The organism is Enterococcus quebecensis (assembly GCF_001730365.1).
Classification (GTDB): domain Bacteria; phylum Bacillota; class Bacilli; order Lactobacillales; family Enterococcaceae; genus Enterococcus_L; species Enterococcus_L quebecensis.
On the sequence record NZ_MIKB01000012.1, the window covers coordinates 348,492 to 366,295 of the forward strand.

At 34.3% G+C, this 17,804-nt stretch carries 21 protein-coding genes; 17 read left to right on the forward strand and 4 right to left on the reverse strand.

Translation table 11 applies throughout. The features are described 5' to 3' along the window. From BCR23_RS06010 to BCR23_RS06020, 3 genes are all read right to left on the reverse strand, one after another. A complete protein-coding gene (locus BCR23_RS06010) occupies window positions 1-930 on the reverse strand; it encodes a LysR family transcriptional regulator (protein WP_069634568.1) in 930 nt (309 codons plus the stop codon). 166 nt (window positions 931-1,096) lie between these two features. Next, window positions 1,097-1,864: a DeoR/GlpR family DNA-binding transcription regulator gene (locus BCR23_RS06015; RefSeq protein WP_069634569.1), complete on the reverse strand. Its 768-nt coding sequence runs from the start codon at window positions 1,862-1,864 to the stop codon at window positions 1,097-1,099. A gap of 15 nt (window positions 1,865-1,879) precedes the next feature. Beyond that, window positions 1,880-2,644 (reverse strand): hypothetical protein, encoded by a 765-nt coding sequence (locus BCR23_RS06020; RefSeq protein ID WP_069634570.1) that lies wholly within the window; start codon window positions 2,642-2,644, stop codon window positions 1,880-1,882. A gap of 196 nt (window positions 2,645-2,840) precedes the next feature. On the opposite strand from BCR23_RS06020, the gene ulaG reads away from it, so the two are divergent. The 17 genes from ulaG to BCR23_RS06105 all read left to right on the forward strand — a co-directional run bounded on the left by ulaG (window position 2,841) and on the right by BCR23_RS06105 (window position 17,227). Next, window positions 2,841-3,905: an L-ascorbate 6-phosphate lactonase gene (ulaG, locus tag BCR23_RS06025; protein WP_069634571.1), complete on the forward strand. Its 1,065-nt coding sequence runs from the start codon at window positions 2,841-2,843 to the stop codon at window positions 3,903-3,905. 15 nt (window positions 3,906-3,920) lie between these two features. After that, on the forward strand, window positions 3,921-4,379 hold the full coding sequence (locus tag BCR23_RS06030; RefSeq protein ID WP_069634572.1) for a PTS sugar transporter subunit IIA: 459 nt from the start codon (window positions 3,921-3,923) through the stop codon (window positions 4,377-4,379). Window positions 4,380-4,394: 15 nt separating this feature from the next. Further along, window positions 4,395-5,873: a PTS ascorbate transporter subunit IIC gene (locus BCR23_RS06035; RefSeq protein ID WP_069634573.1), complete on the forward strand. Its 1,479-nt coding sequence runs from the start codon at window positions 4,395-4,397 to the stop codon at window positions 5,871-5,873. A 560-nt stretch (window positions 5,874-6,433) separates the two neighbouring features. Continuing rightward, window positions 6,434-6,733: a PTS sugar transporter subunit IIB gene (locus tag BCR23_RS06040; protein WP_069634574.1), complete on the forward strand. Its 300-nt coding sequence runs from the start codon at window positions 6,434-6,436 to the stop codon at window positions 6,731-6,733. 85 nt (window positions 6,734-6,818) lie between these two features. Beyond that, window positions 6,819-7,457, forward strand: a complete 639-nt coding sequence (locus tag BCR23_RS06045; RefSeq protein WP_069634575.1) for a 3-keto-L-gulonate-6-phosphate decarboxylase UlaD — start codon at window positions 6,819-6,821, stop codon at window positions 7,455-7,457. A 5-nt stretch (window positions 7,458-7,462) separates the two neighbouring features. Continuing rightward, on the forward strand, window positions 7,463-8,323 hold the full coding sequence (locus BCR23_RS06050) for an L-ribulose-5-phosphate 3-epimerase (RefSeq protein WP_069634576.1): 861 nt from the start codon (window positions 7,463-7,465) through the stop codon (window positions 8,321-8,323). Beyond that, window positions 8,310-9,023: an L-ribulose-5-phosphate 4-epimerase gene (locus BCR23_RS06055; RefSeq protein WP_069634577.1), complete on the forward strand. Its 714-nt coding sequence runs from the start codon at window positions 8,310-8,312 to the stop codon at window positions 9,021-9,023. Before BCR23_RS06050 ends, BCR23_RS06055 begins: the two co-directional genes overlap by 14 nt. Window positions 9,024-9,195: 172 nt before the next feature. Beyond that, window positions 9,196-10,518, forward strand: a complete 1,323-nt coding sequence (locus tag BCR23_RS06060; RefSeq protein ID WP_069634578.1) for an APC family permease — start codon at window positions 9,196-9,198, stop codon at window positions 10,516-10,518. Between the two features lie 474 nt (window positions 10,519-10,992). Beyond that, window positions 10,993-11,955 carry a competence type IV pilus ATPase ComGA gene (gene comGA / locus BCR23_RS06065; protein WP_069634579.1) on the forward strand — a complete coding sequence of 321 codons (963 nt, stop codon included), beginning with the start codon at window positions 10,993-10,995 and terminating at the stop codon, window positions 11,953-11,955. Then, window positions 11,909-12,955, forward strand: coding sequence for a competence type IV pilus assembly protein ComGB (gene comGB, locus BCR23_RS06070; RefSeq protein WP_069634580.1), 1,047 nt, complete (start codon window positions 11,909-11,911; stop codon window positions 12,953-12,955). The genes comGA and comGB overlap by 47 nt, the downstream gene beginning before the upstream one ends. Continuing rightward, a complete protein-coding gene (gene comGC / locus BCR23_RS06075) occupies window positions 12,952-13,242 on the forward strand; it encodes a competence type IV pilus major pilin ComGC (protein WP_069634581.1) in 291 nt (96 codons plus the stop codon). The genes comGB and comGC overlap by 4 nt, the downstream gene beginning before the upstream one ends. Then, the gene (gene comGD / locus BCR23_RS06080) at window positions 13,239-13,691 is read left to right on the forward strand and encodes a competence type IV pilus minor pilin ComGD (protein WP_069634582.1); all 453 of its coding nucleotides are present in this window, start codon (window positions 13,239-13,241) and stop codon (window positions 13,689-13,691) included. The genes comGC and comGD overlap by 4 nt, the downstream gene beginning before the upstream one ends. Further along, window positions 13,666-13,989 carry a competence type IV pilus minor pilin ComGE gene (gene comGE / locus BCR23_RS06085; RefSeq protein ID WP_069634583.1) on the forward strand — a complete coding sequence of 108 codons (324 nt, stop codon included), beginning with the start codon at window positions 13,666-13,668 and terminating at the stop codon, window positions 13,987-13,989. Before comGD ends, comGE begins: the two co-directional genes overlap by 26 nt. Beyond that, on the forward strand, window positions 13,955-14,431 hold the full coding sequence (comGF, locus tag BCR23_RS06090) for a competence type IV pilus minor pilin ComGF (protein ID WP_069634584.1): 477 nt from the start codon (window positions 13,955-13,957) through the stop codon (window positions 14,429-14,431). The genes comGE and comGF overlap by 35 nt, the downstream gene beginning before the upstream one ends. After that, window positions 14,421-14,789, forward strand: a complete 369-nt coding sequence (gene comGG, locus BCR23_RS06095) for a competence type IV pilus minor pilin ComGG (RefSeq protein WP_069634585.1) — start codon at window positions 14,421-14,423, stop codon at window positions 14,787-14,789. The genes comGF and comGG overlap by 11 nt, the downstream gene beginning before the upstream one ends. Window positions 14,790-15,006: 217 nt before the next feature. Then, a complete protein-coding gene (locus tag BCR23_RS06100; RefSeq protein WP_069634586.1) occupies window positions 15,007-16,014 on the forward strand; it encodes a class I SAM-dependent methyltransferase in 1,008 nt (335 codons plus the stop codon). A 25-nt stretch (window positions 16,015-16,039) separates the two neighbouring features. Then, window positions 16,040-17,227, forward strand: coding sequence for an acetate kinase (locus BCR23_RS06105; protein ID WP_069634587.1), 1,188 nt, complete (start codon window positions 16,040-16,042; stop codon window positions 17,225-17,227). 63 nt (window positions 17,228-17,290) lie between these two features. On the opposite strand, the gene BCR23_RS06110 is transcribed toward BCR23_RS06105, so the two are convergent. Beyond that, complete coding sequence (locus BCR23_RS06110) at window positions 17,291-17,767, reverse strand: universal stress protein (protein WP_069634588.1); 477 nt, start codon at window positions 17,765-17,767, stop codon at window positions 17,291-17,293. Window positions 17,768-17,804 lie beyond the last annotated feature (37 nt).

Genomic DNA, 17,804 nt, shown 5'->3' on the forward strand with positions numbered 1-17,804 from the left:
TTATTTTTCTTCAGCAATGGTAAAACCATAATCAACAATATGTTCTTTTAAGTACCGTAAATATTCTTTTCCTAATGGGGATAAGGACAGTTGATTGGATTGGATCCAGCCAATCTCCATTGTTTCGTTGACCTCTAATGGCAGTGCAACAATATTTTCATCATTTAATTCACGACTTAAGACGCCAGAGCTGATTGTATAGCCATCAAGTCCAATCAAAAAATTGAATAAGGTTGCTCGATCACTAACACGGATACTTTTTTTATGATATAGTGTGCTCAAAATCTCTTCAGAAAAGTGAAAGGAATTAAGTTGTCCTTGTTCAAAAGAGAGATAAGGAAAGTCTTCTAAATCTGCTAATTGTACTGATTTTCGCCCAACTAAAGGATTTTTTTTGCTCACAAAAACGTGAGGATAAGCTGTGAATAGTGGGCGGAAGGTTAGTTGTTTTTCTTTTAGCAATTTACGGATTACTTTTTCATTAAACGTATTCAAATAAAGAATACCTAACTCGCTTTGGAAAGTACTAACATCTTCGATGATGTTATTTGTTTGAGTTTCACGAAAGGTAAACTCATATTCATTTTTATCATAGGACTTAATTAACTGAACAAAGGCATGGACAGCAAAAGCGTAATGTTGAGCAGAAACAGAGAATAGTCTCCGCCTTGTTTCGGTGCCCTTATATTTTTCCTCCATCAGATCCACTTGTTCTAAAATCTGTCGAGCATAGGATAAAAACTCTGTTCCTTCTGTAGTCAGAACCATTCCTTTTTGTGTTCTTTGAAAAATTTGAATACCCATCTCTTGTTCTAGTTCTTTCACAGCATTGGAAAGGCTTGGTTGAGTGATAAATAGATGTTTTGCTGCGACATTGACAGAACCAAATTCAACAATTTTTATAATATAATCCAATTGTTTGATTCGCATAATAGCCCTCCTTGTTTTTAGATGCTGAAGTTAAAGAACACTGTTGCCTATTTTTTTAAATGTCATTTATTTACAACTAAATTGTATCATAAGTTCGCTTTTTTTATTAAGTAAAAAAACTCTGGAAAAGGTTCAATGATTTTCCAGAGTGTAAAGCTAGTAGTATTTAAAATTCAACTTGAATCACTTGAACACCTTGTTTTTCGATTTCCCGAATAACTTCAGGAGATGCAAAGGTATCCGTGATTAAATAATTAATATCTTTAATATTGCCACTGGTAAAATTAGAGGAAAGTCCTATTTTACGATAATCAGCAACAACGATTACTAAGCCGTTCGTTCGTTCGATAATCAGTGAGTTGATTTTAGATTCGTGTAAAACCGGAGTCGTTATACCATTTTCAACGCTAAGACCAGAACAGCCGATAATTGAGATATCAGAAGACATTTTGGAAAATGAGTCGATCGCAATGTCGCCAACTAATGCTTCTTTTGGAAAGCGAATCTCACCGCCTGATAAAATGACTGTTGAGTTTGGATTGTGGTCCAAATTAGCTACTTTTACGTTATTCGTAACGATGGTTACACGTTTGTCCTCTAAATGTTTCAACGACGACAAAGCTGTTGACCCTGTGTTAATAAATAGGGTATCCCCGTCTTTCACAAATTCTGCTGCTTTTTTAGCAATAATATTTTTTAAAACTTCAATTTCTTCGTTATAATCTTCTGTTCCAGTTTTTTCAACGATTCGAGCTTTTCCGTGCGCTCTTTGAACTAATCCCATTTTTTCTAAAGCAGTCAAATCACGACGAACCGTTATGTCAGAGACGGCCAATTCACGGCTGATATCTTTTACTAGCAAACTTGTTTGGTTATTCAATAGTTTGAGTACTTTATCTCGACGTTCTTTGATTGTTTTGTGTGAGCTTTTCATTTAAGTTCCTCCACTCTAAATCACTTGGGTAACTGCAAGTGTATTTCCCAGCTCTTTTGCTTCTTTCAATAAACGATAGCCTTCGGATGTCTCATTTAATCTAAGTAAACATTGGCCTTTCAGATACAAAAGGTACGTCAATTCCCGATTATTCAGTCGATTTTTATCGATTAACTCTAATTCACTTAAGCACTTTTTATTTCTATTTTGATGGAAATAGCTTATTCCCGCAATTTCGTGCCATGAAAATAATCCACGCATCTGTTTCTTTTTAACATTCTTCAACTTAGATAAATGTTCTATAGCTATTTTTACATTTTTTTCATCATTCAAAAAAGAATAGCAGTGCATTTGCGTATGATAATAAATGAAGAGGTAATCAAGTGTAGAATGAAAAAACAATTGATTTTTATATAAATGCTCTAAACAAATGTCATACTTTCCTTCATCTAACAAAAGTAAGCTGTCAAAAATAATAATAGACTGTTTAAAGCCATTAAACAAATCTTTTTTCTGTAATATCATTTTTAGTTCATCGGCTCTTTTTAAATCACAGTCTACAGTCAAAGCGTAGATCATTTTTTCATATATATTTTTTAGATATTCAAAAAGTAAAGTGATACTTAAAACAATACAGCCAAGACTGCCAAAGAGTAGCTTAGTTCCTAATTCTTGGGTTGTATAAATTAGGTATCCGATGTATACAGCAAACAATAAGTAGGCAATCCATAAGAGCCCTTTCTTTACGAAGTAAACACTTTTCCAAACAAAACTATTCATATTTATCACCTCACCGCAACTATATCATAAAAATGATTATATGAACATAAAAAATATGGTTTTATCTTTTAAAATGTATTTTCCGTTAAAAACGTTCTTAAAATAAGTTAAACGATCTTATAAAACGATTGAAAACGGTTTATTTTGTTGTAGAATGAAAAGTGTAATCGAGATTAAGATAATATGGAGGGATCATATGGCAACAATTCATGATGTAACAAAAGAAAGTTGGATTTTAAGTACATTTCCTGAATGGGGAACATATTTGAATGAAGAGATCGAGCAAGAAAAAGTAAAAGCAGGAACGGTCTCCATGTGGTGGCTAGGCTGTACGGGGATTTGGCTGAAATCTCACGAAGGCACAAATATCTTATGTGATTTGTGGTGTGGTACAGGAAAAAGAGCGCATGGTGATGGCAAAATGAAAAAAGGACATCAAATGATGCGAATGAGTGGTTGTGAAAATATGCAGCCTAATCTAAGAACGCAACCTTTTGTGATTGATCCGTTTGCTGTGAAAAACGTTGATGCTTTGGTTGTGACTCATATTCATTCGGATCATTTAGATATCAACACTGCAGCGGCTGTTCATCAAAATTGTCCAGATGCACGTTTTATCGGACCCAAAGAAGTTGTGAATACGTGGTTGAAGTGGGGAATTCCAGAAAATAAAACAATGATTGTAAAACCTGGTGATCGAGTATCAATCAAAGATATAGAAATTGTCGCTTTGGAGGCTTTTGATCGAACTGCCTTAGTTACTTGTGAAGATCCAGAAGTAACATTAAAAGGAAAATTGCCACAGGATATGGATGAAATAGCTGTGAACTATTTATTTGAAACAAGTGGCGGCAATATTTATCATGCGGGAGATTCTCATTATTCTAATTTGTTTGCAAAACACGGAAATGAACATAAAATCGATGTTTGTTTGGGAGCATACGGAGAAAATCCACGTGGCATCACAGATAAGGTAACCTCTGTTGATATGCTGCGGATGGCGGAATCGTTAAATACTAAGGTTGTTATTCCAGTTCATTATGATATTTGGGCTAACTTTATGGCTGATCCAAAAGAGATCACTGAAATTTGGAAGTTTAAAAAAGATCGATTAGAGTATCAATTTAAACCGTTTATTTGGCAAGTTGGCGGGAAATTTACGTATCCAAATGATAAAGACAAACTTGAATTTAACTTTTATCGTGGCTTCGATGATGTTTTTACAACAGATAATGACACGCCATTTCCATCGTTTTTATAAGAAAGGAGTAAGTGGATGCTAAAGTATTTTTTTGAGAATGATTTAGTCAGATTTTGTGAAAAAACACCGTCTAATTGGGAAGAAGCAATCACGATTAGTTGTCAAAATCTGTTAGATAAAAATATTATTACTCAGCAATATGTAGATGAGATAGTGGCATGTGTTCAAAAGTATGGAGCGTATATTGTGATTGTTCCTGGTGTTGCTATGCCACATTCTTCTGAGGACAGTCAAGGTGTTTTAGGAACAGCTATCTCATTTACAAAAATGAGTGAAGATGTGGTTTTTGAAGAAGGAAATGATGAAAAAAATGCGCGTCTATTTTTCACATTAGCTGCTAAAAATAGTGAAGAGCATGTAGAGAATATTTCAAAACTATCTGAGATGTTGATGACCGACGGGTTGATTGATGCATTGATGACTGTGGACACAATGGAGGACTATCAGCAAGTAATGACTACTTTTGATATGTAGAAAGAAGGGGAGTATATGACGCAAGTGTTAGATTTTCTAATGGGAATTTGGGATTATTTTGCTGCAAATATCTTAACTCAACCAGCATTTTTAATTGGTTTTATTGTTCTTTTAGGTTATGTTTTACTGAAAAAACCGATATACGAAAGTATCGCTGGTTTCCTAAAAGCGACTGTTGGCTACTTGATTTTAACTGTGGGGTCTGGGGGCTTAGTCGATAATTTTCGACCTATTTTAGTTGGACTGAAAGAACGCTTTGATTTGGATGCAATGGTCATAGATCCTTACTTTGGTCAGAATGCAGTAACTGCAGGGATCGAAGAGACTTTCGGGCGAACGTTTAGTGATACGATGATTTTATTATTGATTGCTTTTGTCATGAATATTTTATTGGTTCGTTTTAAAAAATATACAAAATTACGGGCAGTATTTACTACAGGGAATGTTCAAATTCAACAAGCAGCAACAGCGTTCTGGATTTTGCTATTTTGTTTTCCTGATTTAGGGCAAATTCAAATTTTATTGATCATGGGTCTTATTTTAGGTTGTTATTGGGCTGTGGGTTCAAACCTAACGGTGGATATTACACAAGATTTGACGGAAGGTGCAGGGTTTGCAATCGCTCATCAACAAATGTTTGGTGTTTACATTTTTGCTCGACTAGCTGAAAAAATGAAAAAAGACAAAAATAATCGAAAATTGGAAGATGTAAAACTTCCTGGCTTTTTATCGATTTTCAATGAAAATATGGTGGCGACATCAATTTTAATGCTCTTTTTCTTTGGAATTATTTTGGTCGTGTTAGGCCCGGATTATTTGATTGAAGCTGGATTTATGGTAGAAGGACAAAGTTTTTTCTTCTATATATTACAAACGGCTTTATACTTTGCTGTTTACTTAGCTATTTTACAATTAGGTGTTCGAACATTCGTTTCAGAGCTGACAGAGTCATTCCAAGGGATATCAAATACATTATTACCAGGAGCTGTTCCAGGTATTGACGTGGCTGCTACATTTGGTTTTGGTTCACCTAATGCTGTAACAATCGGCTTTTTATTTGGGGCTTTAGGACAATTTATTACAATTGGCTTATTGATTCTATTTAAATCTCCAGTAATCGTTATCGCAGGATTTATTCCGCTATTCTTTGATAATGCAGTAATCGCTGTTTATGCGAATAATCGTGGTGGTTTTAAGGCAGCGTGTGTCTTCCCTTTTATTTCAGGCGTTGTTCAAGTTTTGGGCTCTGCATTAATCGCAGCATTTATCGGGCTATCTCAGTACGGTGGATATATTGGTATGTTTGACTGGGCAACGGTTTGGCCAGTTATGACAATAGTAATGAAATACTTAGGTTACTTTGGTGTTGGATTAGTTGTGGTTCTGCTACTAGCAATTCCGCAGTTGCAATATCGAGCAAATCCAGAAGGATATTTCTTGATTGCAGAAGATTATGATGAGTATGTAAAGAAAATGGCAGCTAAAGGTGCTTAAACCTGTTGTTATCAAGCTATAAGAGTTAGCTTTTCGGGGAAAAGACTAAAGGAACTCTTTCAGCTTTTAATGTTATCTAGTTACGTGGGCTAGACTCTAGGAAAAAAGATAAAATCTGTTTGTGACTAAAAGCATCACAATCCTATTTTCCTATTTTTCTACGAGTCAGGACGAGCCGACTACGCTTTAATATCTAGCTACATGGGCTAGACTCTAGGAAAAAAGATAAAATCTGTTTGTGACTAAAAGCATCACAACCCTATTTTCCTATTTTTCTACGAGTCAGGACGAGCCGACTACGCTTTAATATCTAGCTACATGGGCTAGACTCTAGGAAAAAAGATAAAATTTGTTTGTGACCAAAAGCGTCACAACCCTATTTTCCTATTTTTCTACGAGTCAGGACGAGCCGACTACGCTTTAATATCTAGCTACATGGGCTAGACTCTGGGAAAAAAGATAAAATTTGTTTGTGACCAAAAGCGTCACAACCCTATTTTCCTATTTTTCTACGAGTCAGGACGAGCCCATTACGCTTTTAAAATTAGGAGGAATTTAAAATGAGAGTATTAGTATCTTGTGCAAATGGATCTGGAACAAGTTTAATGATGAAGAAAAGTGTGGAAAAAGCATTGAAAGAATTAGGGTTTAATATTACTAACATTCATCATTGTGCGATTTCTGAAGGGAAAAGTACAGCGGGGCAATATGATGTCGTTTTTTGTCCGATGAATTTTTTGAATATGTTTGAAGACGCGAAGAAAAAAGGAATCACTGTTGTTGGTGTAAGAAATGTTATGTCAGCAAAAGAAATCAGTGAGCGAGTACAAGAAACGGAGTTAGCTGCAAAATTTAAATAGTTATAATTTTACATTGTCGAAGATTCTAGAGTGAATGGATCATTCGCTCTAGTCTTTGTAGGGAAAGCGAAAGGAGAAAAAATAAATGAGTAAACCTAACTTACAGGTAGCATTAGATCATTCAGACTTGCCAAGTGCAATTAAGGATGTCGTTGCAGTTGGTGAAGTTGTGGATATTTTGGAAGTCGGAACGATTCTTTGTTTACAAGCAGGTGCAGAAGCTGTTCGCTGTATTCGTGCATTATATCCTGATAAAAAAGTCGTTGCTGATACCAAGTGTGCGGATGCAGGTGGAACGGTAGCAAAAAATTGCCGAGATGCTGGAGCTGATTGGATGACAGTTATTTGCTGTGCAACGATCCCAACAATGAAAGCTGCGGCAAAAGAAGTTGAAGAAGTTCAAGTGGAACTTTATGGAGATTGGACCTATGAACAAGCTCAAAAATGGTTGGATGCAGGTATCTCCCAAGCGATTTATCATCAAAGCCGAGATGCGTTATTGGCAGGGGAAACATGGGGAGAAAAAGATTTGGCAAAGGTCAAAAAACTGATTGAGATGGGTTTTAGAGTTTCTGTTACTGGGGGATTAGATGTAGAGACACTGAAATTGTTCAAAGGCCTTGATGTGTACACTTTTATTACAGGTCGTGGAATTACCGCAGCTAAAGAACCCAAAAAAGCTGCACAAGATTTTCAAGATGAAATCAAACGTATTTGGGGGTAAAGCATATGACTACATTTGGAATCTACGAAAAAGCCCTCCCAAAAAACATTAGTTGGAAAGAGCGTTTGTTATTAGCTAAAAAATTAAATTTTGATTTTGTTGAGATGTCAATTGATGAAACAGATGAGCGACTTAAACGATTAGACTGGACAGATGAAGAGCGAAAAGAAGTGAGAGACGCAATTCATGAAACTAAAGTGAACATCTTATCAATTTGTTTGAGTGGACACCGACGCTTTCCGTTAGGTTCTATGGATCAGGAAAAACGTGATACAGCTTTGATTATAATGGAAAAAGCAATCGCATTAGCTTCTGATTTAGGTATCCGTACGATTCAATTAGCAGGCTATGATGTTTACTATGAAGAGAAGACAGTAACATCAAGAGCCTATTTTATTGAAAACTTAAAAAAAGCAGTAGCAATGGCTGCTGCTAAAGAGGTCGTTTTATCAATAGAAATTATGGATGATCCGTTTATTAATTCAATTTCTAAATTCTTAAAAATCAAAGAGCAAATTCCATCGCCTTATTTGCAAGTGTATCCTGATCTTGGTAATTTATCAGCTTGGCCGGAAAATGATGTTGGTTATGAACTAGAAATTGGAATTGATCATATTTCTGCCATTCATTTGAAGGATACGATTGCAGTGACCGACAAGTTTCCTGGGAAATTTAAAGAAGTTCCTTTTGGTTCAGGTTGCGTTGACTTTTTGGGGTGTCTCAAAACATTAAAGCGTTTAGAATACAATGGACCTTTTCTAATCGAAATGTGGAGTGAAAACAGTGAAGCACCTGAAAAAGAAATCGAGAAAGCTAAAACATTTCTTTTTCCTTATTTGAAGGAGGTTGGATATGTTGTCAAATAAACGATTGATAGAAGAGATGAAACAACGCGTTTTTGTTGCTAATTTGGCTTTGCCAGAATCAGGGTTGGTAAAACTTACTTGGGGAAATGTTAGTGAGATCAATCGGGGAGCAGGAGTGATTGTCATCAAGCCAAGTGGTGTTCCTTATAGCAAGATGAAAGTTTCTGACATGGTTGTAACAGATTTAAATGGTGAACTGCTGGAAGAGGGAATGAAACCTTCTTCCGATTTAGCGACTCATGTTGAATTGTATAAAGCTTTTGAAGAAATCAATGCTGTAGTGCATACTCATTCCAAAAATGCAGTGATGTGGGCGCAAGCGGGACGAGAAATTCCGGCATATGGAACGACTCATGCGGATACTTTTTATGGGGAAATTCCTTGTACGCGTCAATTAACGTTGGAAGAAGTTTCTTCTGCATATGAATATGAGACAGGAAAAGTAATAGTTGAAACCTTCAAAGAAAAAAAGATTGACCCTTTAGCTGTTCCAGGTGTCTTGGTTTATGGTCATGGTCCATTTACTTGGGGAGAAACACCGCAAAAAGCTGTGGAGAACAGTGTTGTATTAGATGAAGTAGCTGAGATGGCATGCGTAACAGAAGTTGTAAATGATGCAGTAGGTTCAATTCCCCAGTATCTTTTAGACAAGCACTTTTTTAGAAAGCATGGCAAGAATGCATACTATGGACAAGCTTAGATAATATAAAATACATTTATTGAATTAATTGTGTAGATGAGTCTAATATTGACTTTATCTGCACTTTTTTTATTTTATGAAAGAAAATGATGAGGACTTTTCTGAAATACTTGAATTTAATTTCAGAAAAGCTATACTAAAAAAATGACATAATATGGGAAAGAGGATGATCATGGGAGAAAATCAATTGAAGCGGGAAATTTCATTATTTGGCGCTTTTTCAACAGTTATGGGAACTGTTATTGGTGCAGGTGTTTTTTTTAAAACAGCAAGTGTGGTTAGCTTTGCTCAGTCACCGAGCTTAACAATTTTTGCGTGGGTTTTAGGTGGAGTTTTAACAATATGTGCGGGTTTGACAAGTGCAGAATTAGCGACTGCTATTCCAAAAACGGGTGGTGCAGTCAAATATATAGAATATACATATGGGAAGTTGCCTGGTTTTTTGTTGGGATGGGCTCAAAGTGTCATTTATTTTCCAGCTAATATTGCTGCGTTGTCGATTATTTTTAGTACGCAGTTTATCCACTTATTTCATTTGTCAAATGGATCGCTATTACCAATAGCAATAGGAACTGGCTTGAGTGTGACCTTAATTAATTTATTAGGAACTAAAGCAGCATCACAATTACAGTCATTTACATTGATCATAAAAATGATTCCGATCGCATTAATTGTATTAGCTGGTTTATTTATGCCTTCTAATGTCGAAGTCTCGTTACTACCTGTTAAGTCGGGTGGAGATAGCGGTTTTATCCATGCGCTGAGTGGATCTTTATTGGCAACAATGTTTGCATATGATGGTTGGCTTGGTGTTGGTACTATAGCTGGTGAAATGAAAAGACCGGAAAAAGATTTGCCAAAAGCAATATTTTTAGGCCTAACGTTTATTACAATTGTTTATGTTTTAATCAATATTGTGTTTCTTAAAACCTTACCAATCCAACAACTTTCTGGCAATTTAAATGCAGCTTCAGATGCGTCTAATCAAATTTTTGGAGCTGTTGGTGGTAAATTAGTAACGATTGGCATTTTGATTTCAGTATATGGTGCATTGAATGGTTATACGATGACTGGTATTCGTGTACCGTATGCGTTGGCGTTAGAGGGGATGATTCCCTTCAGTCAGCAATTTCAAAAACTATCTAAAAAGTTTGTTGTTCCTTATATCGCAGGGATCTTCCAATTCAGTATTGCTGCGATTATGATGTTTTTGGGCAGTTTTGATTTATTAACGGATATGTTGATTTTTGTCATGTGGCTTTTCAGCCTATTAATTTTTACTGCAGTATTGATTTTGAGGAAAAGAGAACCAGAGCTGAACCGCCCTTATAAAGTCCCTTTATATCCTGTTATTCCTATAGTAGCAATTTTAGGAGGTTTATTTATTTTAATTACTACATTATTCACGCAAACAATTTTGGCCAGTATTGGAATAAGCATTACTTTGTTGGGAATCCCAGTATATATGGTGAATAAAAAATTGAAAAATAAATAATTTTTTATTTTTTGTAAAATAGTTATTTCTTTTTAAAAGTAATTTTAGTGATTTATTATGAATTGTTTGGTATAATAAATAAGATCTAAGTCTTTATCGCTTGGTAAAGCACTGACTCCTACTCAACCCTTTTGAGTAGGAGTCAGTTTTTCTCAAAAATTTTAATAAAATTCACAATTTCTGAAAGTTATTACGGGCAATTTTTTAGTATAATGAGTATATCAAAACGATAAACTATTTTGGGGAAGATAGTGCATCAGAACTCTTATAAAGTTGTAAGTGGTGATTTTTTCACACTTACAACTTTATTTTTTTCTTTTATAGTTTGTTAAGAATGGATTTATACAGTTGAAACAGTGGTTAATTAAACTTGGTGTAACATTAAAACCTGAAACGAAACTTTTTTAGTTTTGTTTCAGGTTTTTTGAATATTTTTTATTAAAGTGCGTATATTACTTTTGAGGAGGGAAGAGAATGGATATTAAAGAGCTTTCTCTTAAGTTAATTGCATGGGGTGTTGTAGAATGTTTGCAAGATATCTATGTTTTACCTGTTGAAAACAAGGTTCAAATATTTACAAGAAAGGGGAAAAAAAGAGTACTCTTCCAAGAATTGAATGAGGAAGAAGGTGAAAAATTAATTTTTCATTTTAAGTTCATTGGCAGTATGGACGTTGGAGAGCGAAGAAAAGCTCAGGTTGGAGCTGCAACGTATAGGATCAATAATGATGAAGTACGGTTGCGTTTATCCACAGTGGGTGATTTTAGACAACGAGAAAGTTTGGTTATCCGTTTTTTGCATATTTTCGGAAATAACCGTGAAAACTACTTTTTACCACAGCAACTAACAAGCATTCGGAATCATATTAAGCAGCGTGGGTTACATTTGTTTTGTGGTCCTGTCGGTTCTGGTAAAACAACATTAATGTATAAATTAGCAAAGGAAACAGATCAATTTCAACAAGTGATTACAATAGAAGATCCTGTGGAAATTGAGGAAGAGTCGTTTCTTCAATTGCAAACGAATACCAAAATTGATTTGACTTATGATGCGTTAATCAAAGCTTGTTTACGCCATCGACCAGATGTTTTGATTATTGGAGAAATACGAGATGCTCTGACTGCTGAAGCTGCGATTAGAGCAGCACTCACAGGGCATACAGTATTCGCAACAATTCATGCGAGGAGTATTAATGGAGTCTATGAACGATTGGCAGAATTAGGTGTAAAGGAACGAGAAATTTCTGAATGTGTGGCAGGAATTATTTATCAGAGATTATTACCTTTTCTCACTATAAATGATGAAGAAATCAGTGGCTTACTTATGGATTATGATTTTTCTAGAAAAATGATTTCTAAGTGGTCGCAAGAATTAAGGAAGGTTTGGGCGTATGGATTTATTGATGATCAAACATTTGAAGAAGAAAAAGAGTATTGAATTATCAAAACAACAACAGCAACTTTTTATTCATTTACTTGCAGATTTATTGAAGAATGGATTTACCATTCAAGAAAGTTTGCTTTTTATGAAAAAATCTCGTTCTATTTCTGAAAAAGCGATAAACTACTTGATTACATTGATGGAACAAGGAGAATCACTTCATAGTGGGTTAGTTCCTCTTGGATTTAAGACACTAGTTATTACACAAATTGAATTTGCGCAAACTCACGGAGATTTAGCAGGAACACTAAAAAGAATCAACCAACATATGAGAATCGTTGAAAAACAGCAACAAAGTTTTTATAAAGTAATCAGCTATCCAGTATTACTTTTACTTTTTTTAACTGTTGTTTTGATTAGTATTCGTCAAGTTTTGCTTCCTCAACTGATGATAAATGGAACGATTCAAGCGGACAGTATAGGAATTCATTTTATTCAGAAAAGTCCCTATTACTTACTTGCATTTATCCTCAGTTTAGTAGTTACGGTTTCTTTTTTACGTTGGCAGTTAAGTAAAAGAACTTTTTTACAAAGAGCGACATTTTTTTCTAAGTTACCGCTCATAGGAAAGTTTTATAAAGAATATAGTTCTGCTTTTTTTGCTCTTGAATGGGGAAAACTATTTTATCAAGGATTGGAAATTAAGATGGTTATCCAATTAATGCAAACAGTAGAGCAGCGTTCTCTCATGAGGGAACTTGCTGAAATAATTGAAGAACGATCAATATTGGGGCATACATTTTATGAACAACTGCCAACATTTTCTTTCTTCTCTCCAGAATTATCTTTGATTATTCAACAAGGAGAGGTGAAAGGAAATTTAGGTAAAGAGTTGATGTTATATAGTGAGTTGTGTTGGCAACGTTTTTTTAAGCGTATGGAAAAATTAATTCAATGGATTCAGCCAATTATTTTTTTAATTGTTGCATTGTTAGTTGTTAGTGTTTATGCAGCGATGCTATTGCCAATTTACGGCGGAATGGAGGAGCTATTATGATCGTACAAAAGAAAAAACAACGAATGAATTATTGTGGATTTACATTATTAGAAATGTTGGTTGTATTGCTGATTATTTCCGTTTTAATTTTATTATTTGTACCAAATCTTTCAAAACACAAAGAAAGTGTTGATAAAAAGGGAAATGAAGCAATTGTTAAAATTGTAGAGACACAAATTGATTTGTATACTATGGAAAAAAATCAGACGCCAACGATTGATCAGTTGTTAAAAGAGCAGTACATCACACAAGAACAATATGAGAAATATCAGGCAAATAAGAAATGATCATAAAAAACATGAAAGGATTTACGCTAGTAGAGACGTTGATAGTTTTATTTATCTGTACAATTTTTATTTTACTTCCTACACTTGCAATTAAGAAATGGAAGCAAGCATTAGAAGTTGAGCAGTTTCTTTCATTTTTTGAAAAACAATTGTTGTTTACCCAACAGATGGCTATTGTAAATACAGTTGATACCCAAATTGTGTTTTTTGAAGAGAACCAGCAATTTAGTTTTTTAATTCCTAAAAATGATCAAATGGTAGAGGAAATGTTGGAAGTTCCATCATCGTTAAAAGCTGTTGGGCCTAATAAAATTATATTTAAAAAGAGTTCTGGAAATAATGGGGTACTTTCAAAGTTTTCTTTTTCATGGATAGAAAAAAATCAGTTGATTGAGTTCCAATTTCAATTAGGGAGTGGGCGCTATGTCCGAAAAAACAAACAATTATAAAGGCTATATTTTGTTAGAAAGTTTAGTTGCGTTGGGTTTGTTGTGTCTGATAGTCGGAAGTTACATGTCATTAAATGGGTTTCTGTTAAAAAAGAATAAACAAACAGAAGATAAACTATCTATGCAGCGAATTTTATATGAAGAAATAAAGCATCATGAGAATTATGGAGGACAGTTATCTAAAGAAATGAACACAGAGAATAAAAGCTATCAGCTACAATTGGATACAACAAACGATATGTTGGTGGAAGTGGAGATTACAGATGGAAAAGAGCTTTTCACGATCAAAAAAGAATAGATCTCAAAACAATTATTTGGGCTTTACTTTAACAGAATGTTTGCTTGCTCTGCTTGTATTATCTGTTATTTGTATACTTTTTTCAGCTTCTGTTAAACATGGATCCGTGGTGACCAAACGTTTGAAAAGTGAAAGAAAAAAAGAATGGCATATATTTATGATTCAATTAGAAAATGAATTAAAAGATTGTCGCTATGAAAAGACGCAAAATGATAAAATTATTCTTAGAAATAAAAGGAATAATAAGACAGTTTGGATCGAATACAAGTTAGGCAAATTGGTAAAAGTTGAAAATGGCGGATATCACCCTCTTTTAACAGATGTAAAACAAGCAATTTTTATAGAGGAAAATAATTCAGTTAAGATAAAAGTAACTCTTGAAAATAATGAAAATGTTACAACAAAATGGATTATCCCTAAGGAGAAGGAAAATGAAAAATAAGTATAAAGGGAGTATTTTACTTACTACGTTACTATTTCTCTTTTTATTCAGTTTTCTTTTTCAGCTTATTTTAGAAGATTTTCAGTTAACACAACGTTTTTCACGAAAGACAAGTGAGTATTATACTGCCAAAACGATGGTAAGTATATTTCTTTATAATATTAAACAGGAAAAAGAAAAGCTTAAAAAAGAAGGACAGCAAAAATATTCAACGGGAATGTTGTATTATAAATACGACCAAACTACTTTAAATTTTAGGGTAAGGCTAGATCAAACCCAAGCAACATACCAATTTCAAGAAAACTATCCAAAAGTTGAAAAGATAAGACTTAAATACAGTAAAGGGAATGGATATTAGAAAATTTGTGAAGCGTGTATCAAATTAAGGGATCTAGAAACTAATACAGATGAACAATGTAAGAAGAGAATTCATTTTAGGATTTTTGTAAAAAATGAGTATAGTTCAGTGTTTTATAAATATTCACGGGAAATTGATTGATTATTGTCTGTTTTTTCGTTAAAATAGAACAGGTATGAAAATTGTTATATTATAGATAGAAATAGAGGTGTTTCTTTTGTTCCCTGAGAAAATAGAAAAGGCTTTCGATTTGACAGAGCAGGCTATTCAGTTGCTTAAACAATCGTTAGACACTTCTTTTTTGGATGCATATACTGAAAATGGTGAAAATATCATTGATAATTATCAAGTACGTGTATTAGATGGAGTGCCAGATGAACAAACTGTTCAACAACTTAAAACCATTTATCAACAACTCCAAGCAATCGAATTGGAACCAGAAGAAATCAGACGTTTATCCCAGTTGATTTTACTTAAAGGGAACAAAGCAGAGTCCTTACAAGCAAATCATCAGCTGACCCCAGACAGCATTGGCTTTTTATTTGTCTATTTGATTGAACAGCTTTATAGTCCCAAACAGCCGTTAAAAATATTAGATATTGCAACAGGTATGGGGAATCTATTGCTGACGATCATTCTTAACTTGAATTTAGCCAAGTACACCGTTCAAGGTTTTGGTGTAGATATTGATGATACATTACTATCTGTCTCAGCTACTAATAGTGAATGGACAAATGCTTCAATCCAGCTATTCCATCAAGATGGCTTGCAAGATTTGCTTGTTGATCCAGTTGATGTAGCTGTCAGCGATTTACCAATTGGGTATTATCCAAATGATGAAAAAGCTAAAGAGTTTGATTCAGTAGCAAAAGAAGGGCATAGCTACGCACATCATTTATTGATGGAACAAGCCATGAAGTTTGTTAAACCCGATGGCTACGGATTATTTCTAATACCAACCAATATTTTAGAAACAGAACAGAGCGAGTTCTTCAAAAATTGGTTGCAAAAAAATGTATATCTACAAGGCATGATTCAGCTGCCTGATGAGTTGTTCAAATCTGTTCAGTCGAGAAAGAGTATTTTGTTTGTACAAAATAAAGGGGAATACAGTGAACAGGTAAAAGAAGTACTTGTCGCAAAACTAGGTTCATTGAAAGATCCTGCGAAAGTAACACAATTTTTTCAACAATTTGAGGCTTGGAAGTCTTCAAATTTAAAATAAAACAACTGATAAAGAGGAGAGTATTATGTCTAAAACAATTGCAATCAATGCTGGAAGTTCAAGTTTAAAATGGCAACTATATCAAATGCCAAACGAAGAAGTAATCGCTAAAGGAATCGTTGAAAGAATTGGTTTAAATGATTCGATCTTTACAATCAAGTATGGAAATAACGAAAAATATGAAGAAGTAATCGACATCAATAATCATGACGTTGCTGTAAAAATGTTATTAGATAAGTTAACTGAGTTAAATATCTTAGCATCTTACAATGAAATCACTGGAGTTGGACACCGTGTCGTTGCTGGTGGAGAAGACTTCAAAGAGTCTGTTGTTATTGATGACGAAGTGTTAACAAAAATTGAAAAATTAGCTGATCTTGCACCATTACACAATCCAGCTAATGCAATGGGAATCAAGGCATTTAAGAAAATCTTGCCTGATATTATCAGTGTTGCAGTTTTTGATACAGCATTCCATACAACAATGCCAAAACATAATTACTTGTACAGTATTCCAACTGAGTACTATGACAAATATGCAGCTCGTAAATATGGCGCACATGGCACAAGTCATATGTATGTTGCAAATCGTGCAGCTGAAATGCTAGGTCGTCCGATCGAAGAGCTAAAAATCATTACTTGTCACTTAGGTAATGGCGCTTCAATTACAGCAGTTGACGGTGGTAAATCTGTTGATACATCAATGGGCTTTACACCACTTGCAGGTGTAACAATGGGTACTCGTTCTGGAGATATTGATCCTTCTTTACTAGCTTACCTAATGGAAAAACTTGAATTAACTGATATCAAAGATATGATCGATATTTTAAATAAAAAATCAGGTTTACTTGGTTTAACTGGTATTTCTAGTGATATGCGTGATTTAGAAGCAAATATGGATAATGAAGCTGTTCAAGTTGCTTACGATGTCTTTACTGATCGTATCCGTAAATATATCGGTAGTTACGTAACTGTTTTAAATGGTGTAGATGCAATTGTCTTTACTGCTGGAATCGGTGAAAATGATTCACACGTTCGTAGTGAAGTAATCAAAGGCATGACTTGGTTTGGTTGTGAATTAGATGATGAGAAAAATAACGTTCGTGGAAAAGAATCAGTGATTTCTACGGAAGATTCAAAAGTTAAAGTATTATTGATTCCAACAGATGAAGAATTAATGATTGCTCGTGACGTTGAACGTTTAAGAAAATAATTAAGTTAAAAAGAAGCAACTCGATTTTTTCGAGTTGCTTCTTTTTTGACTGTTTTTTAATTGTTAGTCTTCGTCTGTTTGGACAGGAACTTTATTGTTTAAATCAGTTCTAACCACTAAAACGTCACAAGCAGCGTTTCGAATAACGTATTCAGAAACCGAACCAATAAATAATCGTTCAACTGCATTTAAGCCTGTAGCACCTAACATGATCAAATCAACTTCGTAATCTTGTGGTAGTTGTTTTGCGATCAACGGTTTTGGAGAACCATATTCAATGATACTGGATACTTTCTCACAACCATATTCTTTTGCCTGTTTCTTATACCCTTCAAGCGTTTGTTTCGCCATCTCAGTTGCTTGTTCTGCTAAGACACCATCAAAAGAAGAAACAGATTGAAATGCTCGTGTATCTATAACATGAACCAATAACAATTCTGCATCATTTCTCATTGCAACATTCATTGCTTTTTGAAAAGCCAATTCAGCTTCAGATGATCCATCTACAGCAACCATGATTTTACGATAATTTTGTAACATTGTGACCACTCCTTTCAAACCCTTAGAAACGATAATC